The sequence below is a fragment of the Streptomyces iakyrus genome (assembly GCF_000717055.1).
GTDB classification, from domain to species: domain Bacteria; phylum Actinomycetota; class Actinomycetes; order Streptomycetales; family Streptomycetaceae; genus Streptomyces; species Streptomyces iakyrus.
Genome location: NZ_JNXI01000011.1, coordinates 154117 through 176580 on the forward strand (window position 1 = coordinate 154117; position 22464 = coordinate 176580).

Annotated in this window: 17 protein-coding genes and 1 pseudogene; 3 read left to right on the plus strand and 15 right to left on the minus strand. The window is 69.8% G+C overall.

From position 1 onward, the window contains the following. Positions 1 to 51 precede the first annotated feature (51 nt). From OO68_RS18525 to OO68_RS18540, 4 genes are all read right to left on the minus strand, one after another. Positions 52 to 1032, minus strand: coding sequence for an acetate/propionate family kinase (locus tag OO68_RS18525; RefSeq protein WP_245237039.1), 981 nt, complete (start codon positions 1030 to 1032; stop codon positions 52 to 54). 943 nt (positions 1033 to 1975) lie between these two features. Next, positions 1976 to 4150: an FUSC family protein gene (locus tag OO68_RS18530; RefSeq protein ID WP_033309492.1), complete on the minus strand. Its 2175-nt coding sequence runs from the start codon at positions 4148 to 4150 to the stop codon at positions 1976 to 1978. Positions 4151 to 4478: 328 nt separating this feature from the next. Continuing rightward, on the minus strand, positions 4479 to 5654 hold the full coding sequence (locus tag OO68_RS18535; protein WP_051814712.1) for a glutathione-independent formaldehyde dehydrogenase: 1176 nt from the start codon (positions 5652 to 5654) through the stop codon (positions 4479 to 4481). Between the two features lie 320 nt (positions 5655 to 5974). After that, positions 5975 to 7096, minus strand: a complete 1122-nt coding sequence (locus tag OO68_RS18540) for a hypothetical protein (protein ID WP_209442598.1) — start codon at positions 7094 to 7096, stop codon at positions 5975 to 5977. Between the two features lie 462 nt (positions 7097 to 7558). Between OO68_RS18540 and OO68_RS18545 the strand changes: the two genes are divergently transcribed. Together OO68_RS18545 and OO68_RS44110 are read left to right on the plus strand one after the other, a co-directional pair. Next, complete coding sequence (locus OO68_RS18545; protein WP_033309493.1) at positions 7559 to 8008, plus strand: DUF1931 family protein; 450 nt, start codon at positions 7559 to 7561, stop codon at positions 8006 to 8008. 37 nt (positions 8009 to 8045) lie between these two features. Beyond that, a pseudogene (locus OO68_RS44110) lies at positions 8046 to 8802 on the plus strand (PP2C family protein-serine/threonine phosphatase); the annotation flags it as partial. 117 nt (positions 8803 to 8919) lie between these two features. Here the strand turns inward: OO68_RS44110 and OO68_RS18550 are convergent. The 10 genes from OO68_RS18550 to OO68_RS18595 all read right to left on the minus strand — a co-directional run bounded on the left by OO68_RS18550 (position 8920) and on the right by OO68_RS18595 (position 19175). Further along, on the minus strand, positions 8920 to 9312 hold the full coding sequence (locus OO68_RS18550) for a DUF2267 domain-containing protein (RefSeq protein ID WP_033309494.1): 393 nt from the start codon (positions 9310 to 9312) through the stop codon (positions 8920 to 8922). A gap of 281 nt (positions 9313 to 9593) precedes the next feature. Continuing rightward, positions 9594 to 11375: an FAD-dependent oxidoreductase gene (locus OO68_RS18555; RefSeq protein ID WP_033309495.1), complete on the minus strand. Its 1782-nt coding sequence runs from the start codon at positions 11373 to 11375 to the stop codon at positions 9594 to 9596. Beyond that, positions 11375 to 11638 carry a UBP-type zinc finger domain-containing protein gene (locus OO68_RS18560; RefSeq protein ID WP_033309496.1) on the minus strand — a complete coding sequence of 88 codons (264 nt, stop codon included), beginning with the start codon at positions 11636 to 11638 and terminating at the stop codon, positions 11375 to 11377. Before OO68_RS18560 ends, OO68_RS18555 begins: the two co-directional genes overlap by 1 nt. Positions 11639 to 11644: 6 nt before the next feature. After that, positions 11645 to 12103, minus strand: a complete 459-nt coding sequence (gene trxA, locus OO68_RS18565) for a thioredoxin (RefSeq protein ID WP_033309497.1) — start codon at positions 12101 to 12103, stop codon at positions 11645 to 11647. Beyond that, entirely contained in the window at positions 12100 to 14739 is a 2640-nt protein-coding gene (gene clpB / locus OO68_RS18570; protein ID WP_033309498.1) for an ATP-dependent chaperone ClpB, read from the minus strand. Before clpB ends, trxA begins: the two co-directional genes overlap by 4 nt. Then, on the minus strand, positions 14730 to 15137 hold the full coding sequence (locus tag OO68_RS18575) for a chaperone modulator CbpM (RefSeq protein WP_033309499.1): 408 nt from the start codon (positions 15135 to 15137) through the stop codon (positions 14730 to 14732). The genes clpB and OO68_RS18575 overlap by 10 nt, the downstream gene beginning before the upstream one ends. Next, on the minus strand, positions 15134 to 16093 hold the full coding sequence (locus OO68_RS18580; protein ID WP_033309500.1) for a DnaJ C-terminal domain-containing protein: 960 nt from the start codon (positions 16091 to 16093) through the stop codon (positions 15134 to 15136). Before OO68_RS18580 ends, OO68_RS18575 begins: the two co-directional genes overlap by 4 nt. Before the next feature lie 6 nt (positions 16094 to 16099). Continuing rightward, complete coding sequence (locus tag OO68_RS18585) at positions 16100 to 16717, minus strand: nucleotide exchange factor GrpE (RefSeq protein ID WP_033309501.1); 618 nt, start codon at positions 16715 to 16717, stop codon at positions 16100 to 16102. A 9-nt stretch (positions 16718 to 16726) separates the two neighbouring features. Continuing rightward, positions 16727 to 18634 carry a molecular chaperone DnaK gene (dnaK, locus tag OO68_RS18590; protein WP_033309565.1) on the minus strand — a complete coding sequence of 636 codons (1908 nt, stop codon included), beginning with the start codon at positions 18632 to 18634 and terminating at the stop codon, positions 16727 to 16729. 52 nt (positions 18635 to 18686) lie between these two features. Continuing rightward, positions 18687 to 19175: a general stress protein gene (locus OO68_RS18595; RefSeq protein ID WP_033309502.1), complete on the minus strand. Its 489-nt coding sequence runs from the start codon at positions 19173 to 19175 to the stop codon at positions 18687 to 18689. Positions 19176 to 19392: 217 nt separating this feature from the next. On the opposite strand from OO68_RS18595, the gene OO68_RS18600 reads away from it, so the two are divergent. Continuing rightward, positions 19393 to 21171, plus strand: a complete 1779-nt coding sequence (locus OO68_RS18600) for a helix-turn-helix domain-containing protein (RefSeq protein ID WP_033309503.1) — start codon at positions 19393 to 19395, stop codon at positions 21169 to 21171. 67 nt (positions 21172 to 21238) lie between these two features. Here the strand turns inward: OO68_RS18600 and OO68_RS18605 are convergent, their stop codons facing one another. Beyond that, positions 21239 to 22417, minus strand: coding sequence for an acyl-CoA dehydrogenase family protein (locus tag OO68_RS18605; protein ID WP_033309504.1), 1179 nt, complete (start codon positions 22415 to 22417; stop codon positions 21239 to 21241). Positions 22418 to 22464: the final 47 nt, after the last annotated feature.

Below are 22464 nucleotides of genomic sequence, written 5' to 3' on the forward strand. Positions count from 1 at the left end.
CCCGACTGGCCACTCACAAGGTGTGACAACGAGTTGTCCAAATGGTGACGACTACCGCGTCCCGTCAGCAATGCCGAGCACCCGTCGGGTCTCGGCGGCGATCTGCTGTGTCTCGCCGGTTGCGACCACGAGGACCGGGACACCTCTCCCCGCCTGATCGATGCGCCGGAGCCCTTCCCGCATCAGATCTTCCAGTTCGGGGACGAGCAGCCCGCCTCGTACACCGAGAACGGTCAGGGCCGAGCAGATCTCCTCGCGTACCTCGGGTTGGTCTTCGCCGATCTCCCCGGTGAAGACCAACGCGTCCAGCCGGTCCAGCGAGGCGGCCATCGAGGCGATGCCCCTGCGGCAGCTGAGTGTGAACGTCGCCAGCGCCAACGCGGCCGCGGCATCACCCTCCGCGCGGGCGCGCACCAGGTCCCGGGTGTCTCCCGAGGTACCGGAGAGGCCCAGCAGACCTGAATGCCGGTGGAGTGTGTCATCCAAGTCGTCCGTGCTCAGACCGTGCCTCCGCTGCAGCCACAGCAGCGCGCCGGGGTCGAGGCTGCCGCTGCGCCGGCTCATCACCAGGCCTTCCAGCGGAGTGAGGCCCATGGTGGTGTCCACGCTGCGTCCGTTCCGGACGGCGCAGGCCGAGCAGCCGCCGCCCAAGTGCACAAGTACGACATGGAGGTTGTCGACGGGCCGGCCCAGGGCCTGCGCTGTCCTCTTCAGTGCCCACGAGTAGGAAAGCCCGTGGAAGCCGTACCGGCGCAGCCCGTATTCGGCTCGCCATCGCTTCGGCACGGCGTACGTGAGCGCCTGTGCCGGCAGATCCTTGTGAAAGACAGTGTCGAAGCAGGCGACATGAGGAAGGTCGGGCAGGAGTTCTCGTGCGGCATCCACCACTTGCAGGGCAGGAGTCACGTGCAGCGGCGCGAGTTCGGCGACGTCCGCCAGCAGAGCTCGTACGCGTGCGTCGATCAGCGTATGTCCAGTCAGGTGGGGGCCGCTGTGGACGATTCGGTGACCAACCGCCGCAGGAGCGGGCACCTCGCTGAGGAAGTTCCGCAGTTCCGCCGCCGCAGCGGGCCCCGGGGGCTGAGAGGCGTCTCGATCCGCCACCCGTTCACCGTCCGCCGCGAACAGAGCGGTGTGGAGGCTCGAAGAGCCGGCGTCGAGGACCAGTACGTGACCATCACGACTCTCGTGGGAGCGGTCAGCACTCATCACACACCTCCAGTGCACCTACGTCCTCCGGCACGGTGCGCCCGCCACGGAGTGCGACATCGTGCTCATGGTCGGCCTCGGTGCGAACCGGGTTGTGATCCGCCCGGGCAGGTCGGTGAGGAAGACACTGATGTCCCAGTCGCCGTCCTCCAGGCGGGTGCCGCTGTTTCGGCCACGTCGGACTTCGACCTGTTCCTTCGCCGCCAGGGGCGCCGTCTCCGTCTGCCAGCGGATGCCCCGCGGTGGAATGGCGCGGTTCCTCCCGCCGGCTGGAGACGCGTTCCCCGGTCCGTCTCGGAGGGCAGACTCCGGGTCGGCGCCAGGACGGGCCGTAGGTTCCTGCCGTTCGTGCTCGAGTCGGGCTGCCTCATAACCCTTGTCCTGACGCCTGATAGGCCTCGGTGATGTCGCGCCTCGCCACTTCCCCCCAGGCTGCCAGCACAGGGAGGGATCCGCTCGTCCACCCGTTCGACAGCACGCCGCGCCTACGGGGGGGCATCCACTGCATGCTGAATGTGCGACCCATTCTCCCGAGGATCGAGGGCAGCCGGGGTACAGGGCTTCCTACGGCTCATCGAGGACGGCATCCACCTTGTCGTCGCGGCACTCTTCGTGCTGTTCGCGGGGCTCCTCACCGTCGGGGTCGTCCCTGACGTCATCAGGCCGATCCAGGTGCCGTACCGCGTGGAGCCGGTCGCGGCGCTCGAAGCCGCCGGGAGACTACTTCCCGCCCCAGGAGACGCCGCGCTCCCCGTAGCCGGAGTCCTCAGCCACCCCCTTGCACGGGTGCTGATCCGTCACCTTCCGCAGCCCTGGCAGCCCGCACCCGTTGCTCCTCGCGAGCAGAGCCGACGTCCCGTTCCAGGGGTGTGCGGCTTACGGCTGTCGCGAGGTTGTCCAAGGCCCTCTTCTGCAGTTCCGCACCGCGCCGCAGCACCGGGCTCCGGTCCCCTCTGGCGCCCTCCCACGCGTGGAGCGCCTTCTCCACTCGCCCCCAGTCCGGATTCCTGTGCTCGCGCACGTCGTCCGACGCCTGCGCTGTGTCCGCTTCCAAGGCCTCGGCGAACCGCTCCGCCTCGGGGACGAAACGGCTGTCGACCCGCGGGACGTGGCTCTCCATGAGCATCGCCGCCCGGTCGAACCCCTTGAGCGCCTCCTGCGCATCCTCCGCCTCGCGCGACGTCAGCCCCCTGGGGCGGACCGGTTCCTGCCTCGCCTGGTCGTAAGCGTCCTGCCAGGCGGCACGTGCCTCCCTGCTCGCCAGCAGGGCTCTGCGCATGTCGGCTCTATGCTCCCGGGTCGGTTCGGCGTAGTTGCGGAGCACTGCGGCCGCGTAGCGGCCGTCGGCGGCGAGCCAGTCCGCCAGCCGGCCCGGCAGCCGGGGGGTCTCCCATGCGGGGAACACCACGTACGCCAGCATGGCCAGGGCCCCGCCGAGCAGGGTGAGCACCACCCGCTCCGGGACCGTCTGCTCCCATGCCTGGCCGCCCATGCCGAGCAGGAAGACGACGTACGCGGCGGTGAAGCACTGGGAGTAGGCGTAGCCGGTACGGAACAGCGTGTACGACAGGGCCGCCGAGACCACCGCCAGCGCGCCGAACACCTGGGCGTCCGGACCCAGGGCCCGGACCATCCCGGTGGCGAGCGCGACCCCCGCCAGGGTCCCGGCGAGACGACCCACCGCACGCGCGTACGTCCGGTGGAAGTCCGGCCGCATCACCATCACCGAGGCGATGGGCGCCCAGTAACCGTGTTCCAGGGGCAGCCGGGAAGCGACCAGATAGCCGAGCGTGGCCACCGCCGCCAGGCGGACGGCGTGCCGGAACACGGGCGAGTCCCGGCGGAGCTCACGGCGGACCGCCCGGAGGACGACCGGGAGCAGCCTGAACATGGTCGGGCGCACCAAGAACTGGGCGCTCGCGAGGCCGGGCGGCGTAGGCGCCTTGTCGTGCGCCCCGCCGCTCCCGGCGATCTCCAACGCCTCGGCGAGCAGTTTCACGAGCCGTTCGGCGGCCTGCTGGGCGGGCCCCTCCAGCACCTCGCCCTCCTCGTCGACGCGCAGGACGTCCGCGCTGCGGGGCGGTATCTCAGCGGGAGTGCCGCGGCGGATCGAACGGGCGGCCGCGTCCAGGACGTCGGCGGCCGCGCCGAGCAACTCCCGTGCTCGGTCCCGCCCGGGTCCCTCCGCCGGGGCGCCGACGTCCGGATCGGCAAGCGCGGCAACGACCGGCAGAATGCGCTCGGCGAGGCCCCGGGGGCCGTGGAGGACGGGGGGCCGGGTGCGGGCCTGTGATGGCGTCACGGCGGCCGCGTCCCGGGCCGTCATCAGCGGCTCCGGGTCGAACGGGGCGGTCGGGTCGTGCCGCAGCCGGCGGGCGTGGTCAGCCACGGCGGCCAGAGCGTCGGCCAGCGCGTCCCGATGCGCCCCCCAGCGGCGAATCGGGAACAGCAGGATCAGCACGGCCTGCGCCACGCCTCCGAGCGCGATGACCCCGGCGTGTTCCAGAGCTCGCCCGATGCTCGTGGGCAGGGTGATGGTCACCAGCATGCTGCCGACCGTCGTCGCTGCGACGATCCCAGCGGTCGATCCGAGGGCCCACGCCATCCCCGCGGCAAAGGCCCATACGGCCAGCAGCGGGAGGAACGTCACCAGTCGCCCGGCCGCCAGGTAGCCCACGAAGGTGCTGAGCGCCAGACCCGCGCCCGCGCCGAGCGCGATCACCTTGCGCGGACGCCAGGTGCGCTGGAAGGTGGCAGCACCCGCGGAGTAGGCACCGAGGGCGGCGGACGCGGCGTACGCAGGGGAGACCAGCCACAGCGCCGGTCCGATGACGAGCGCCACCCCAGCGGCCGTGCGCAGTGCGAGCAGGGGCTCCAGCCGCGTCTCCTCGATCGTGAGTCCGGAGCGCCCGACCTCCCCGAGGGTCCGCAGCCACTTCACGGTGTGAGCCCGGTCGGAACGCCCTGCCGGGTCGCGACGGGCTGGTCGAGGTGCGGCCGCCGGGCGAGGAAGCCTCCCGCAGGGCCCAAGAATTGAGCATCGGTGAATACGCGGCACATCAGCATGCGGCCTCACCAGTCCCAGGGTTTCCTCGCACGCACGTCCGGCGGGGCTTTCGCCTCCGGCCGGCCGACATACGGGGCCGCCGTCCGTAGTGTCGGGCCGAACTCCGGTGATCGCCGCTGGTTCAGCCCCTGCCGGAATCAGGGTGACTGCCACCCGTCACCCGGACTGGTCCGGAAGACAGACGGCGGCGGCCCCTGGGTTCCTATCGCTTGCTGCCGTTCCCGTGTCCGTTCGGATGCAGGACCACCTTGGTCCAGCCCTCGTCACGGGCATCGAAGTGCTCATAGGCGGTGGGGGCCTCGTCCAGGCCGAGTTCGTGCGAGACGACGAAGCTCGGCTCCGCCTTCCCGCCGGCGATCAGGTCCCGCAGCGCCCGGTTGTACTTCTTCACCGGCGCCTGGCCGGTCCCCATGCGCTGGCCCTTGAACCACATCATGCCGAAGTCGATCGGCACCTTGCCCTGAGCTTCCAGCTCGCCCTGGGCCTCTTCGCCGCCGGGATCCTGGGGCAGGAAGACGCCCACCACGCCGATGTGGCCCGTGAACCTGACCGAGTCGATCAGGCCGTTGAGCGTGAGGCTGGCGTCCTCGTGTCCCTCGTGGTCGTGTGCCTGGTAACCGACGCATTCACAGCCATTGTCGGCGCCCAGACCGAGGGTGGCCTCCTTGACGACCTCCGCCGGGTTCTGCTCGGCGGTGTTGATCGGTATGGCCCCGATCTCCTCCGCCTTGGCCAGCCGGTCGGGCTGGTGATCGGCCACCCAGACACGGCCGGCGCCCTTGAGCACGGCGGAGTAGGCCGCCATCAGCCCGACGGGGCCGGCCCCGAAGACGATCGTCTGGTCGCCCGGCTTGACGTCGGCCATCTCGGTGGCGTGATAGCCGGTGGGGAAGATGTCGGCGAGCATCACGTAGTCGGTCTGTCGCTCGGCGGCGTCCTCGCCCAGGCGCAACGCGTTGAAGTCGCCGTAGGGCACGCGCAGCAGTTCCGCCTGGCCGCCCTGGTAGGGGCCCATGTCGGCGAAGCCGTAGGCGGCTCCGGCGAGGGCCGGTTCCGGCTGCATGGTCAGGCAGTAGTTGGTCAGCCCCCGCTCGCACTGCTTGCAGAAGCCGCAGGCGATGTTGAAGGGCAGAACCACATACTCGCCGACCTGGACCTTGCGTACGGCCGAGCCGACCTCCACGACCTGGCCCAAGTTCTCGTGTCCCAGCGTGCGGCCGGACTCGAACGAGGTGCGGCCCTCGTACATGTGCAGGTCCGATCCGCAGATGTTGGTGGTGGTGATCTTGACGATGATGTCGCAGGGGTGCTCGATCTTCGCGTCCGGTACGTCCTTCACCGCGACCGTTCGCGGGCCTTCGTATACCGCTGCCTTCATGATTGCGATCCCTTGATGTCGCGGCATGACCGCACCACGGCGGTGATGGAGACGGCGCGAAGAGCCTCACTCCCGGGAGTTGAACGCGTGGGGGTCGGCGGGACGCGGTCCATGGCACCGGCATGCCTCTGCGGGTCGTTCACCCGGATCAGGTGCAACGGCACCGCCGGTGGTTTGCCACGCGGAGCGCCGGCGTCCCGGCGGCGTGCCGTCCGGGTCCCCGCCGGCCTCGACGCGAAACGAGCACGCGCGCACCGATCAGCGAAATCCTCCATCCGGACGACCACCGGCCACCGGCGTATCCCCGACTCGGACCCCGGCTAGTCATCGTCGCTCTTCTGAAGCTCGCGGCGACGTTCCTGTTCGCGCTTGGAGTAGGCGGCCGCCCGGATCGCCTCGTCGCTCTCCAGGCCTGATCCCAGCGCGCCACCGACGGTGGCGACCGAAGCGACGAACCAGGACAGCGTCAAGTACTCCTCAGCGTGCAGTGGAGTTCGTGTCACGGCGGCGAAAGCTTGGTCGTTGAGGATGAACAGCGCCCACACCCAGTTGATGACCAACAAACCCACGTAGCAGACGAGCACGCCGATACCCACGGTCACGACCGTCGAGGCGTTGTACAGCCGCGCCCTCTGCCTCGCCTCCGGCGAGCTCTCTGCTGATCGATGCCACAGCTCCGCGTCTATGATCAGCCAACCGATCATGATCGCGACAGATCCGACCGTGGCGATCACGAGGCGTGGCGTGCTGAGAGACGCGGCCAGGGTCCAGACGGTGGAGTTCACGGTGGCGACTGCCCCCGTGGCGAGTGCGGCCGCCAGGCCTTTCTGCAAGCCCGGCACCAACCGCCACGGCCGGTTGGCGCGGACCATACCGGCGAGCACCCGCAGGTAACCGCGCGGCCCGCTGACGACGTACCGAAGATCGTCGGTCTCCTTCTCACCGGTTCGGCCCGGATGAACAGGCGCGAGACGATCGACGGAGGGCCCCAGAAGCGGCTGACTTCGCGGAGGTCCTTCAGCCTCAGTGGTTTGCGGACCCGCCAACCCAAGCACGGCTTCTTCGACGGCCCGCCGGGCCCTCGTCTGCAACCGCAGGCCTCCCAGAGAAGGAAGAGAGAGCAGCGCCAAGCCGTATTCGTGATTCAGATCCACAGCGAGCCTGCGCCCGTGTGTGTGCAGCGGAAGGTCGGTGAGGGCCACGACGATGTCCCAGTTCTCCGCGCTCCCACGGTCCATGATCCGGCGCATCAAAGTGGGCGGGTCTTCCGTCCCGGCGGTGAAGGGCTCACTGACCACCTCGACGTCGAACCGTCGCCCCTGACCCGACTTCTCGGCGAGCCGAGCAGCAAGTGTCCGGGCCATGCGCTGCGCGATCTCCGTCGGCGCGTCCGGATCCGCCAGGAGAACCACGACTGTAACGCCCTGAGACAACAGCTGCATGACTGGGCCCTCCTCGTCGGCTGCCCCGCCGCTCCCAAGTGCCCACGGACGCCGCCGAGGTAACGTCGACGCCGCGTGACACGCCAGCCCCCGCGCGCGTCCGCCACCGCGAAGACCCGCTCCGGCATCATCCCGCGCACGCACCACACGCCGCGCCACCGACCACCCCGCTCCGGTGTCCGCCCGGGAGCCGGAGTCCGCAAAGCCCTGCTACGCGGGAAATCCACAACGCACCGGCCCGGCTGCTGCTCACCGGCCTCTCCCGAGCGCTCTCTGGCCCTGCCGTAGGTCCGCACGCCCATCCAACGCCCCGGGCAGTCGGACGCATGGGCCTGGCAGGGCAAAACAGGAAGGCTAATTGGGCCCGACATACGCATGCATTCGCGCGCTCCCGTCGGCCAGGCTGACTGGCAAGCCCAGGGGCCGGGAGCCGGCCGGCTCCCGCAGCCGGAGGTTGCCATCATGACCGTGATGTCCATCGCCAGATTCGAGAAGTTCTTTCGCGCGGCCGCAGGACTGGACGTCGACAAGAACGATCTCAAGCGCTACAGCGACTTCGTCGACGCAAAGCTCTACGATCTGCTGACCGTCGCCCAGGCCACTGCCAAGGCCAACGGGCGCGACGTCATCCGGACCGGTGACCTGCCGATCACGAAAGGCCTTCAGGAGAGCATTCACCACTTCCGGAAGATCGACCAGGACGTAGAACTCAAGCCGATCCTGGAACAGCTCGCCACCCATCCCGCTCTGGACCGTACGCCCGATGAGGAGACCGAGGCGGCCTATCCGGACATCATCGGCGGACTCAGCCTGGCCCTTGCCCAGAGTTTCAAGATCCTCCACCCCGACCTGAAAAACCCCCAGACCCAGCACTGGGACGAGGCTCGAGCCGTCTTCGACCTTCTGCTGTGACTCGAAAAGCATGGACAGGAACGTGTCCGCCGGGTCCGCGCAGCGCATGCGTACCCGGCCGATGCACCTGCCCACGGAGATGGTCAGGGCGTTTCTCCCTCCCCGTCGATCGGCACCGGGCGGGTCGTGTCGACGGCGGTCCTGGAGCTTGCGTACGAACTGGGCGGCGATGCTTTCGACCATGCGTTCACCGAGGACGTTCTCCACGCCGCAGTCCTCGACGGCATAGGGCACGATCTGGCGTCCGGACTTGCCACCTCTGTCGCCATGGCAGGCTGCCGTAACGCCCGGCGCAGCGGGGCAGATCTGAACGAACTCGTGGGTGCCCTGGACGAGGCGTTGGCAAAGTGGCTTCCGGAGCAGTTCTGCACGGGTGTCTTTACCCAGTTGCACATGCCCACCGGTGTGTTGCGCTGGTGCAATTGCGGCCACCCGCCTCCGTTGCTCATCCGTCGCCACCGCCTGCTTCACAAGGCCCTGGAGCGGCCGCCTGAGCCCCCTTTGGGTCTGCCCGCCGGCCTCGCCGGGAGCGCCCGGCAGGTGCACGACGTCAGCCTCGAACCCGGTGACCGAATACTGCTCTACTCGGACGGCGTCGTGGAATCACGCGACGAGGCGGGTGAAGATTCGGCCTTGAGCGCTTCACCGACTACATCATCCGGTCGACCGCAGCGGGGCAGAGTGCCCCGGAAGTACTGCGCCTGCTCATCCATGCCATCCTCGAGCATCAGCACAACGAACTCAGCGACGACGCCACGATCTTGATGTTCGAGTGGCGGCCCCCTGATCCGTGACCGCAAGAGCACGACCTTCTCCACCGTGGTCACGGCAGGAGCGCGGCAAGCTGGTTCGGCGCCCGGGATGTGAGGTGCTGCCATGAGTGGGCCTTTCGTTCTGACCTCCCCACGAACTCAGTCCGCGAGGTCGGCCTTTCCGAACAAGACCGCGTAACTGGAAGGGAGTTGGCTGATGATCTGATTCAGCTCTCCGCCGGTCACGGCGTCGGCAACGGTGGTCAGGACCGCGCTGGCGTCCCACTGCGCCGTACGCGGCCGGGCGCCCGTGCGCTCGGCGACCCGGCGGTAGAACTCCTCGATCCCGAAGCTCTGCGTCTGCTGGGGCGTCACTCGGTGGAGAACCTGTCTCAGCGGGCCGGGCATCTGGGATGCGAGGTCCTTGACCTCTCCCGGGCTGATCCGCTGGGCCAGCACTTCCAACACGGCGTTGGTGACGTCCGCGGCTTCGTCCTGGTCCTTGTATTCGCCTCGCTCCCGTACGTGGGCGAGGAATCCGTCGTATTTCATCGCTGCCTCCTTTGCCCCGGTCACCGCCGGTCATGAGGTCGTCCTGTGCGCTGCGGGGCCGGCGGCGTCCGTCCGTCGGCGCGTAGCTGCCGTTGGCAAGCGTCTTGCTCGAGTCGGTCGCGGCTCGCCGGGCCGGTTGCGGAGGGAAGCAACACTCCGTCAGCGGATTGCGTGCCCAGCCGAGCGGCCTGGCCTGCATTGCGGCACCCCGTTGATGCCGGACGGGCGTAGTCATTCCCATCGCCTCCTTCTCCTCCTCGTGATCTTGTCTCTCTTCGGGCTCATCCGAGCCAAGCGGACTCCTTCGGACGGGTACGCGGGGAGCTGTCAGTGCCGCCGGGCGCGGCCGTGTGGCCCAGGTAGCGGTGCACGAAGTGGATGCTCATCGCGCCTTCGCCGACCGCGGAGGCCACGCGTTTCACCGAGCCGCTACGGACGTCTCCGGCGGCGAAGACCCCAGGCAGGCTGGTCTCCAACGTCAGGCAGTCGCGGCCCTGGCTCTGCCACAGTCCGGGGACGGAGCAGGCCTGCGCCTCCGCCCCGGTGAGCACGAAGCCGCGCGCGTCGAGGGCGAGCGCGTCGGACAGCCACTCGGTGTGCGGCTCGGCGCCGGTGAAGACGAACAGGGCGCGCACCGCGAGCTGCCGATGCCCGCCCGTACGATGGTCGACCACGGTGACCGCCTCCAGCACCTCGTCGCCGAGTGCCTCGGTCATCTCGGTGTGCAGCAGCACGCGCACCCGCGAGTGGCGCTCCACCTGATCGATCAGGTAGCGGGACATGTGCGCCTCGAGGCTCGGCCCACGGACGAGCAGATACACCTGCGGTGCGTACCCGGCCAGGAAGAGCACGGCCTGGCCCGCGGAGTTGCCGCCGCCGACGACGGCCACCGGGTCAGTGCGGCACTGCTGGGCTTCGTAGAGGGTCGCCGAGTAGTGGACGCTCGTTCCCTCCAGGCGTTCGATGCCGGGCACGTGGAGGCGGCGGTAGCGGGCGCCGGTGGCCAGCACGACGGTGCGGGCGGTGATCTCGCTGCCGTCGGCGAACCCGACGGCGTAGTAACCGTCCCGCGGTTCGAGTCGGGCCGCCTCCGCCGGGACGCTGATCCTGGCGCCGAACTTGTCGGCCTGGAGCACGGCGCGTTCGGTGAGTTCGGCGCCGGAGATGCCGGAGGGGAAGCCGAGCAGATTCTCGATGCGGGACGACGTGCCGGCCTGGCCGCCGCTGGCCATGGCCTCGACCACGGTCGTGTCCAGGCCCTCCGAGGCGGCGTTCACCGCGGCAGCGAGACCGGCGGGTCCGGAGCCGACGATCAGGAGATCGCCGTGATGGTTTCGGGCAGGCAGCGAGGGAAGGCCCATGAGCCGGGCCAGTTCCACGTTGCTGGGATTCCGCAAGAGTGTGGTGTCCCGCCATATGACGAGCGGTGTCTCCGCCGGGCCGACGCCGAAGCGGCGCAGCAACTCCTCGGCTTCCTCGTCGGTCTCCAGATCGATCCAGCGGTACGGCAGCCGGTTGCGGGCGGCGAACTCACGCAGCCGCCTGGTGTCGGGCGAATAGCGCGAGCCGACGATGCGGAAACCGGCGCCCTGCCCGACGAGCAGAGCACGCCGGCCCAGGCAGGCGCGCAGCACCACGTCGCCGAGGACGGAGTCCCGGGTCACCAGGTCACGCAGCTGGTCCATGGACACGGCGAGGACCTCACCGGGGTCCCTGACGACGGCGGTGTAGAAGGCCACCTGCCCGTGCAGAAGGCCGAGTTCGCCGATGAAGCGCCCGGGGCCGTGCACACGCAGCAGACGCTCGTCGGGTGCGCCGTAGCCCTCAACGATGGCGATCGAGCCACTGAGGACGACGTAGAACATCTCGCACGGCTCCCCCTCCCTGATCAGCACATCGCCGGCGTCGGCTTCGCGCCGTCGGCCACGCTGCGCCAAGCGGTCCATCTGCTCCTCCGGCAGGCGGGGATAGGCGCCGTAGATGTCGGCGGTCTCGAAGGGGACGCTTTCCTCCGTCTCGTCAGGCACCTGCGCTGTGCCCGGCCGCGTCTCGTCGCCGGGCATCACACGAACGCCTCGTGGACGAAGCACCACCGCCAGCTCTCACCGGGCTCGAACGACGCCGCGATCGGATGGCCGTCGGCGGCGGCGTGACGGCGCGCGTGCCGGTTCGGCGAGGAATCGCAGCAGCCGACGTGGCCGCAGGTCAGGCAGAGCCTGAGGTGGACCCACGGGGAGCCGAGGAGCAGGCACTCCTGACACCCTTCGGGGGTCAGTGGCTGGATCGGCCGGACCAGCGCGAGGTGGGGGTCGGTTCGTACGGTCATGGCTGATCACCCTTTCCCGGCCGGTTCGCGGCCCGCGATCGACTGCTCCACCCACCGCCGCAGGGCAGGGGCGGGTGCGGCGCCCGCCTGCCGGGCGATGGTCTGTCCTTTGTCGAGGACCAACAGCGTCGGAACCGCCTGGACCTCGAACCGCTGTGCCAGGCGCGGGTTGTCGTCGATGTCGACCTTGACGAGTTTGATGCGGCCGGCGAGATCGGCGGCGACCTTCTCCAGCGCGGGGCTCACCATGCGGCAGGGGCCGCACCAGGTGGCCCACAGGTCGACCACGACGGGCACGTCGGCCCGCTCGACGACCTCGGCGAAGTCGTCGTCGCCGGCGTCCGCCATCCACGGCAGCGGCTGCTTGCAGTTGCCACACCTGGGGCGGCCCTCGGCGGACACGGGCACCCGGTTCTTGCGCCCGCAGTGCGGGCAGGTGACGTTCGTGGCCTGAACAGTGCTCATGCCGCCTGCGCTCCCTTCAGGTCCTCGGGCTGGTCATAGGTGACCACCAGCTCTCCGGCCTGGGCGTCGACACGGACCGTCGCGCCGTCCTGGACGTCGCCCCGCAGCAGGGCACGCCCGACCAGCGTCTCGACCTCGTGGGAGATGTAACGCCGCAGCGGCCGGGCCCCGTACACCGGGTCGTAACCCTGGTGGGCGATCAACTCCCGGGCCGCCTCGGTGAGTTCGACGGTGATGCGACGCTCGGCGAGGCGGCGGCGCAGCTCATCGAACTGCAGCTCCACGATCCGCTCGATCTGCCGCTCACCGAGCGGCCTGAACAGCACGATGTCGTCGACGCGGTTGAGGAACTCCGGACGGAAGTGCCCGCGCAGCTCACCCATCACCAGGGCGCGGGCGTCCGGCTTGATCTCACCCTCGGCGGTGACGCCGTCGAGGAGGTGCTCGGAGCCGATGTTGGACGTCATGATGATCACGGTGTTGCGGAAGTCGACGGTGCGGCCCTGGGCGTCGGTGATGCGGCCGTCGTCGAGGAGCTGCAGCAGGGTGTTGAAGACATCGGTGTGCGCCTTCTCGATCTCGTCGAACAGCACGACCGAGTACGGCTTGCGGCGTACGGCCTCGGTGAGCTGTCCGCCTTCCTCATAGCCGACGTACCCGGGCGGGGCCCCCATCAGCCGGCTGACGGTGTGCCGCTCCTGGTACTCGCTCATGTCGAGGCGCACCATGTTCTCCTCGGAGTCGAACAGGGCCCGGGCGAGAGTCTTGGCCAGCTCGGTCTTCCCGACGCCGGTGGGGCCTAGGAAGATGAACGAGCCGATGGGGCGGCGCGGGTCGCGGATGCCGGAGCGGGCGCGGATGATGGCGTCGGCGACGAGCTTGACGGCCTCGTCCTGGCCGATGACACGCTCGCGCAGGATCTCGTCGAGGCGCAGCAGCTTCTCGCGTTCGCCCTCCTGGAGGCGGGCGACGGGAACGCCGGTCCAGGCAGCGACGATCTCGGCGATCTCCTCCTCCGTGACGACCTCGCGCAGCAGCCGGTTCTCCCCTTGCTTCGCGGCCAGTTGCTCCTCCTCCGCGGCGAGCCGGCGCTCCAGGTCCTGGAGGCGGCCGTAGCGGAGTTCAGCGGCGCGGTTGAGGTCGTAGGCGCGTTCGGCCTCCTCCGCCTCGATGCGGACCTGCTCCAGTTCCTGGCGCAGCTCCTGCACACGGCGGATGGCCTGCCGTTCGGCCTCCCACTGGGCGTGCTTGGCGTCGGCCTCGCCGCGCAGGTCGGCCAGTTCCCTGCGCAGCTCCTCCAGGCGGGTCTTGCTGGCCGGGTCGGTCTCCTTGGAGAGGGCGGCCTCCTCGATCTCCAGACGCGTGACGCGGCGGGTGATCTCGTCGAGTTCGGCGGGCATCGAGTCGATCTCGGTACGCAGCCGGGCGCAGGCTTCGTCGACGAGGTCGATGGCCTTGTCGGGCAGGAACCGGTCGGTGATGTAGCGGTGGGAGAGGGTGGCCGCGGACACCAGCGCGGTGTCCTGGATCTTCACGCCGTGGAAGATCTCCAGGCGTTCGCGCAGTCCGCGCAGGATGGAGATGGTGTCCTCCACGCTCGGCTCGTCGACCAGGACCTGCTGGAAGCGGCGTTCGAGGGCGGCGTCCTTCTCGATGTGCTTGCGGTACTCGTCGAGGGTGGTGGCGCCGATCATGTGCAGTTCGCCGCGGGCGAGCATCGGCTTGAGCATGTTGCCCGCGTCCATGGCTCCTTCGGCGGCGCCCGCGCCGACGACGGTGTGGAGTTCGTCGACGAAGAGCAGGATGTGGCCCTGGGCTGCCTTCACCTCGGACAGCACGGCCTTGAGGCGTTCCTCGAACTCGCCCCGGTACTTGGCTCCGGCGACCAGAGAACCCATGTCGAGTGCGAACACGGTCTTGTCGCGCAGCCCTTCGGGCACGTCACCGCGGACGATGCGCTGGGCGAGCCCCTCGACGATGGCGGTCTTGCCGACGCCGGGGTCGCCGATGAGGACGGGGTTGTTCTTGGTCTTGCGGCTGAGGATCTGGGTGACACGGCGGATCTCGGCGTCCCGGCCGATGACCGGGTCGAGTTTGCCGTCCCTGGCCTCGGCGACCAGGTCGCGGCCGTACTTCTCCAGGGCCTCGTACGCCACTTCGGGGTTGGCCGACGTCACGCGCTGGTTGCCGCGGATCTGGGTGAGCGCGCTCAGGAACGAGTCCCGGGTGATGCCGTGCTCCTTGAGCAGGCGTCCGGCGGCGGTCGCCGAGCCCTCCTCGGCCAGGGCCAGCAGGAGGTGCTCCACGGAGACGTACTCGTCCTTGAGGCGTTTGGCCTCCCGCTCGGCGGCGTCCAGCAGCCGGGACAGGCGCTGGGTGACGAACACCTGGCCCGGTGCCGCACCCGGGCCGGTCACCTTGGGCCGGCGGGATAGCTCCTCACGCACAGCCGTACCGAGTTCCTCGGGCTTCCTGCCCGCCTGTTGCAGCAGCCGCGGGATCAGGCCGTCCTCCTGGTCGAGGAGCGCGAGCAGCAGATGCTCACCGTCGACCTCGGTCTGTCCCATGCGGACGGCGGCGGTCTGCGCCTCCTGGAGGGCTTCCTGTGACTTCTGGGTGAGACGGTTCATGTCCATGGCGGTATGTCACTCCTCGTACCGACGCGGCGCAGTGCGGCTTCGAGCAGGCTGATGCGGTCCAGCAGATCGAGCACCAGACCGATGGATGCGTAGTTGAGACACAGACCGGAGCGCAGCCTCTGGACGCGGGCGAGAACCGCCGGGGCCGCGGAGTCGAACACCAGGCGCCCCGCGGCGTCGCGCTCGGCGTCGACCAGGCCGAGGGCGACGAACCGGCGGACCAGGTCGGGGTGCAGGCCCGCGCGGCGGGCCACGGTGTCCAAGGACAGCCTGGGTACGGGGACGAGCGCGTAGCGCACAGCCGTGGAACCGGTGCTCGTCCGTACGGGACGCCCGCCTGCGTCAGCCTGGGCGGTACGGCCGCCGGTCGCAGCCCATGAGGGTCGGTCGCTCATCGCGTCCTCCTGGGGTCGTACGAAGAGGTGGCGGCGAGCTCTTCGAACAGCTCGCGCTCCCGGTCGCTGAGCTTGGGCGGCACCATGACGCGGAGTTCGGCGTAGAGGTTGCCGTCGGCACCGCGCGGGTTCGGCATGCCCTCGCCGCGCAGTCGCAGTCGCCGGCCGCTGGAGGAGCCCGCGGGCACCGTGACCTTGGCCGTGCCGCCGCCCGGGGTGGGCACCGGAACCGTCGCGCCCAGCGCGGCCTCCCAGGGGGTGACCGGAAGCTGTACCTGCACGTCCCGGCCGTCCAGCCGGAACTTGGGGTGCGGTTGGATGCGCACCCGCAGATACAGATCTCCCGCGGCGGCGTCACCACTGCCCCGTCCGCCCTCGCCCGCCAGGCGGATGCGCTGCCCGTCGGTGACACCGGGCGGTACGTCGACCTCGTACCGTCGCGGCTGCCCGGTGGGGCCGGCGAGCGTGACGGTGCGGCGGCCGCCCCGGTACGCCTCCTCGACGGTGAGGGGCAGTTCGGCCTCCTGGTCCGCTCCGGGAACGCCGCCCGGGGCTGCGCCGGCTCCGAACATGGAACCGAGCAGGTCCTCGATGTCGATGCCTTCCGCTCCGAAGCCGTCTCCGAAGCCGGTGGAGTACCGGACATGGGGACCGCCCGCACCCGCGGTCCTCCGGGAGCGGAAGCCGCCGCCGGGACCCGCACCGGCACCGACCCGCTCCTCCCAGTCCTCGGGGACCTTCCGGAAGTCCTCGCCGAAGCGGTCGTAGCGGGCCCGGGTCTTGGGGTCCGACAGGACGCTGTACGCCTCGTTGAGGTCCTTGAAGCGTTCCTCCGCTCCCGGGTCCTTGTTGACGTCGGGGTGATACGTGCGGGCGAGTTTGCGATATGCCTGCTGGATCTCGTCCTGGCTCGCGCTCCGTGACACGCCCAGCACCTCGTAGAAGTCCTGTGCCATGACCGGTCACTCCCGCTTCGCGACAGTCACGGCGGCGGGCCTGAGCTGCCGTTCGCCGTCCCCGTAGCCCGGCCGCAGCACCTCGATGACCGTGCCCGGTGGGGCGTCGGGGTCCTGGACCACGCCGACCACCTCGTGCCGGGCCGGGTCGAAGGCGACGCCGGTCTCCGCGTGCCGCGGGTAGCCGAGCAGTTCGAGGACGTTCACCCCCTGGTCGCGGACCGCCCGGACGCCCTCCACGATCGCGCCCGGGTCGGATCCCGCATGAGTCAGGGCGAGTTCGAGGTTGTCCAGGACGGGCAGGAAGGCGGCGGCCGTACGGGACCGCTCGGCCGTCCGCTCCCGCTCCAGGTCCCTGGTGTGGCGCTTGCGGAGATTGTCGAGGTCGGCGAGCGCGCGCCGCCAGCGGTCCTCCAGTTCCTTGAGTTCGGCCGTGTGCTGGTCCTCGGACGGCGCGGGGCCACCGGCCGCGTCGGGGCCGGGTGCCTCGCCTGTGTCGGACCCCGGCCCGTCCGGCGGGCTCGCGGGCGGAAGATCACCTCGGGGAGGGCGTACGGCGCCCTCCACAGCCGGGTCGGCCGGGTCCGGCACGGCCGGGTCGGATTCCCTGGGGTGGATCGGCATGGCGGTTCCTCAGTCCTTGTCGAACTCGGCATCGATGACGTCGTCGTCACCACCGCCACTCGGGCCGCCACCGGTCGCACCGTCCCCGGTGGTGTCCTGGTCGGGACCGCCCGTGGTGGCGCCGGCCTGATGCGCCGCCAGCCCTGCCAGCACCTGCTGGAGTTCGGAGGTCAGGGGCCGCACCCGCTCCACGCCTGCCTCCTCCTTGACCGCCGCCCGGGCGTCCGACACCAGCATCTCGGCGCGTGACTTCTCGTGCGCGGGAGCGGCGTCGCCGAGATCGGCGAGGAGCTTCTCGACCTGGTAGGCGACGGCGTCGAGCCCGTTGCGGGCGTCGACGGCCTCGCGCAGGGCCTTGTCCTCGCCCTGGTTGCGCTCGGCCTCCTGGACCATGCGTTCGACCTCGCCGCGGTCGAGGTTGGAGCTCTCGGTGATGGTGATGCCCTGTTCCTTGCCGGTGTCCTGGTCGCGGGCCTTGACGTTGAGAATGCCGTTGGCGTCGACGTCGAAAGTGACCTCGATCTGCGGTTCGCCGCGCGGCGCCGGGCGGATGTCGGTGAGCTGGAAGCGGCCGAGCACCCGGTTGTCTGCGGCCCGTTCGCGCTCGCCCTGAAGGACGACGATGTCGACGGCGGGCTGGTTGTCCTCGGCGGTGGAGAAGGTCTCGGTGCGGCGCACGGGGATGGTGGTGTTCCGCTCGATGATCTTCGTCATCACGCCGCCCCGTGTCTCGACACCCAGCGACAGGGGCGTGACATCGAGCAGCAGAACGTCCTTGACCTCGCCCTTGAGCACCCCGGCCTGGATCGCGGCGCCCAGGGCCACGACCTCGTCGGGGTTGACGCTCATGTTGGGTTCCTTGCCGCCGGTCAGCCGGCGCACGAGGGCCTGGACGGCGGGGATGCGGGTGGAACCGCCGACGAGGATGACCTCGTCGATGTCGCTCTCGCCGACCTTGGCGTCGGCCATGGCCTGCTTGACCGGTTCCAGGCAGCGCTCCACCAGGTCGCTGGTGATCTGCTCGAACGTGGACCGCATGACCGAGTCGGTGAGGTGCTTGGGGCCTGAGGCATCGGCCGTGATGAACGGCAGGCTGACCTGCGTCTGCGTCACCGAACTCAGCTCGGTCTTGGCCTTCTCCGCCGCTTCGAACAGGCGTTGCAGGGCCTGCGGGTCCTTGCGCAGGTCGATGCCGTTCTCCTTCTGGAAGTCGTCCGCGAGGTGATCCACCAGACGCCGGTCGAAGTCGTCACCGCCCAGGTGGCTGTCGCCCGCCGTGGAACGCACCTCCACCACGCCGTCGCCGACGTCGAGGATGCTCACATCGAACGTGCCGCCACCGAGGTCGAAGACGAGCACCGTCTCGTGGTGCTTCTTGTCCATGCCGTACGCGAGGGCGGCCGCGGTCGGCTCGTTGATGATCCGCAGCACTTCCAGTCCCGCGATCCGGCCGGCGTCCTTGGTGGCGGTGCGCTGGGCGTCGTTGAAGTAGGCGGGCACGGTGATGACCGCCTCCGTGACCCGTTCCCCGAGCTGCTTGGACGCGTCGTCGGCGAGTTTGCGCAGCACCTGGGCGCTGATCTCCTCGGGCGCATGGAGCTTGTCGCGCACCTTGAAGCGAGCGACGCCGCCCGGGCCCTCGACGACGTCGTACGCCACTGCCCTGGCCTCGTCCGAGATCTCGTCGAAGTGCCGGCCGATGAACCGCTTCGCCGAGTAGATGGTGCCTTTGGGATTGAGGATCGCCTGGCGCCGGGCCAGCTGGCCCACCAGCCGTTCCCCGGTGTCGGTGAAGGCCACCACGGACGGTGTCGTGCGGTTGCCCTCGCTGTTGGGCACGACGGAAGCTTCGCCGCCCTCCCACACGGCGATCACCGAGTTCGTGGTGCCCAGGTCGATGCCCACTGCCTTGGCCATGAGGAGCTCCTCCCGGTGCGGCGGCATACGCCGCAGCTGCGGATCCGATCGTTCATGTATGGGCGGGACGTCCGCCTGCGCCGGTGGTGTGCAGCCCGCCGAGCAGCCGTATGGCCTCATCGGCGACCGCTTCGTCCACGACGACGTCGTACCGGCTGGGCTCCATCGAGCGGACCGAGGCGAAGTCCCGGCGGCCGCCCTGCAGGGCGTACAGCAGCAGGCCGAACAGCGCGCCCACGATCGCCCCGAAAATCAGGCCGTAGAGGGCAACGAGCAGGGCCGAGACGATGGGGTCCACCCAGTCGAGCAAGCCGAAGAGCCAGCCGATCAGCGCACCGGGAAGGGCTCCGCTCGCCGCTCCGTGCAGGGCGGCCCGGCCGTAGTCCATACGTCCGACGACCTGCTCGACGAGGCGGACGTCCTGGCCGATGATGGCCACCCTCTCCACGGGAAACCCCTGGTCCGAGAGGTGATCGACGGCGCGTTCGGCTTCCTGGTACGTCTGGTACGTGGCAACGGGCATACGAGGCTGTTCGGTCATCGCCCAGTCCTTCCTGCCGGTACGCACGGCGCCCCCGGCACGCCCCAGATTCGCGAACCGAGGAGCTCTACGCCTGCGTCCGGCAGGTCAAAGAACGACGGAGCCCGTCCCCCCGCGAGCACGAGGCGAAAACTCCGAAGACCTGGGGTGAGCCGGTCGCAGCGGGGTACGCGAAGGCCGCCCGCCTCTCTGAGGGCTCGGGAAAGGGAGTGATCCCATGGTCGCCCGCTGGGCCCGGAACATGCGCCGAGGCCGTCCCGTCCAGGAAGGCAGCCTTCCACGGCGCCGTCCCGGGCGGCACCCGACGGTCTTGTGGAGAAGGTCCCGCCCGCACCTTCCCAGCCCGGCCGACCCTCCCCACGAACTGCTGGCAATCTCCCGCCTCCTGTTCGACAGCCGGAACGAAGGCGAGATCCTGCGCCTGGCCATGGACCACGTGTCAGCTGTCGGCCCGTACCGAGCCGAGGCCGGATACCTCAGGATGCAAGGCCGGCTGGTCCCCAGCCCGCAGGGCAGGCCGGCCCCTGCTTCAGCCGTCGACCGGACGGTGCGAGAGCTGACGGGGCGGGACGGCCCCGTGGCCGTGCCCGGCCGCTCACGGGGCCGGGCCCTGGCCCTGCACGGCCCCGTGGGACTGCACGGCTACCTCGTGGTGACGTCTCGCTTCCGGCCCACTCATGCCCAGCAATTCCTGCTCGCAGTGCTGGTACGCCTCACCGCCGCGGCCCTGTCGGTCGCCGTCGCGCAGCGCCACCAGCAGGAAGAGGCGCTGGAGCAGCACCGCCTGCGACGAGAGCGAGCAACCCTCCAGCACCAGCTGATCTCCCTCGTGGTCAAGACGGGATATCAGCGGGCCGTGCACGAGGCCCTCGCCGAGGTCGCGGCTTCGGGCGGCGGCGAAGAGGCCATCACCGGTGCACTTCATGAGCTCACCGGATTTCCGGTGCTGGCGGAGGACCGCTTCGGCCGACTGCGGTCCTGGTCGGGTCCCGGTCGTCCCGACCCCTATCCGGAACCGGACCCCGCACGCCGTGAGGAGCTGCTCCACGAGGTCGCCCGGAGTGGCGGACCTGTACGCATCAAGGACCGGCTGATCTCCCTCGTACGCCCTCGCGGTGAGGTCCTCGGAGTCCTGGCCGTGGTCGATCCTTCGGACGACGCCGACGAATACACCGTGTTCGCGCTGGAGCACGCCGCCACGTCGCTCGCCCTGGAACTGTCGCACCTGCGTCATCTGGCGGAGGCCGAGCTGCGACTGCGCCGCGAACTGGTCGACGATCTCCTGGGGGGCACGGACGAGGCGAGCGCCTACGCCCGCTCCGAGGCGTTCGGACACGACCTGCACCGCATCCAGTACGTGGTCGTCGTGCAGTGGAGGAACCGGGTCCCGGACGACGCTTTCGCGCGGACGGTGGGCCGGGCAGCTTCGGCCGTGGGCATGCCGTCGCTGGTGACCAGGCGTTCCGACCACGTGGTCCTGATCGCCGAGGGCAGCCCCCACGACCACGCCTTGTACGAGACGCTCGCCCGTGAGACCGGAACGCGGGACGGGACGATCGGGGTGAGCGCCCGCTGCGACACCCCGGGCGGTATCCCCGGCCGTTACCAGGAAGCACTGCGCGCCCTGGAGATACGCCGCCAGTCACGAAGCCGATACGGCACGACATACTTCGATGACCTGGGGCTCTACCGCATCCTGGGGCCTGGAAACGAATACCGGGAGCTGGAGGCGTTCGTTCGAGAATGGCTCGGAACCCTCGTCGACTATGACGGCCAACACCGTATGGCTCTCGTGGAGACCCTGTCCCGGTACTTCGACTGCGGCGGCAACTACGCCGAGACCGCCGAATCCCTCGCGATCCACCGCAGCACGCTGCGCTACCGGCTCCAGCGCATCCGTGAGATCAGCGGCCGTGACCTCACGGACGTGGAGGACCGCCTCAACCTGCAAGTCGCGACCCGGGTGTGGAAGATCATGCTGGGCGGACCCGGTTGAGGTATTCACTCAGATGCGCAGACGAGCCTCGCCCGGCAGCAGCTGACACCTCTGAAAACACACCCCGTCAGCGTCGCACCCTCGGCATCCCCAGCCCGATCCACGAGATGATCTCCCGCTGGATCTCGTTGTTGCCGCCGCCGAAGGTGAAGATGACCGCCGAGCGGTAGCCGCGTTCCAGTTCGCCGTGCAGGACCGCGCCGGCCGAGCCCTCCTTCAGGGCGCCGGGGGCCGCGACGATCTCCATCAGCCAGGCGTAGGCGTCGCGTCGGGCCTCGGAGCCGTAGACCTTGACGGCCGAGGCGTCCTGCGGGGTGAGGGTGCCGTCCTGGACTGCGCCGACCATCTGCCGGTTGAGCAGTTTCAGCGCGTCCAGCCGGGTGTGGGTGCGGGCCAGGAGGCGGCGCACCCAGGGCAGGTCGGCGACGCGGCGGCCGTCGGCGAGTTTGGTCTCCATCGCCCAGCGCTGCACGTCGTGCAGGGCCCGGATCGCCATGGTGCCGTGGGCGGCCAGGGTCACCCGCTCGTGGTTGAGCTGGTTGGTGATCAGCCGCCAGCCCTGGTTCTCGGCGCCGACCCGGCGCGAGACGGGGACGCGGACGTTCTCGTAGTAGCTGGCGGTGGTGTCGTGCGAGGCGAGGGTGTTGATCAGGGTGCAGGAGTAGCCGGGGTCGGTGGTCGGCACCAGCAGCATGGTGATGCCCTTGTGCGGCGGGGCGTCGGGGTCGGTGCGCACGGCCAGCCAGACCCAGTCGGCCGTGTCGCCGTTGGTCGTCCAGATCTTCTGGCCGTTGACGACGTACTCGTCGCCCTCCCGTACCGCCCGGGTGCGCAGGGACGCGAGGTCGGTGCCCGCGCCCGGCTCGCTGTAGCCGATGGCGAAGTCGATCTCACCGGAGAGGATCTTCGGCAGGAAGTACGCCTTCTGCTCGTCGGTGCCGTACTGCATGATCGTCGGGCCGACGGTGTTCAGTGCCATGAGCGGCAGCGGGACGCCGGCCTGGGCGGCCTCATCGAAGAAGATGAACTGCTCCATGGCCGTCAGGCCGCGCCCGCCGTACTCCTTCGGCCAGCCCACGCCGAGCCAGCCGTCCGTGCCGAGCCGCCGGATGGTCTGACGGTAGAACCGCTTCTGTGCGGCCGGGTCGCCGTGCCGGGCGTACAGGTGGTCCGGGACCAGCTCGGCGAAGTAGGACCGCAGTTCGGTGCGCAGCCGCTGCTGCTCGGGCGTGTATTCGAGGTGCACGGCGCCTCCAGGCTCCCAAGGCCGGTCCTGTCGGCGCACACCGTAGA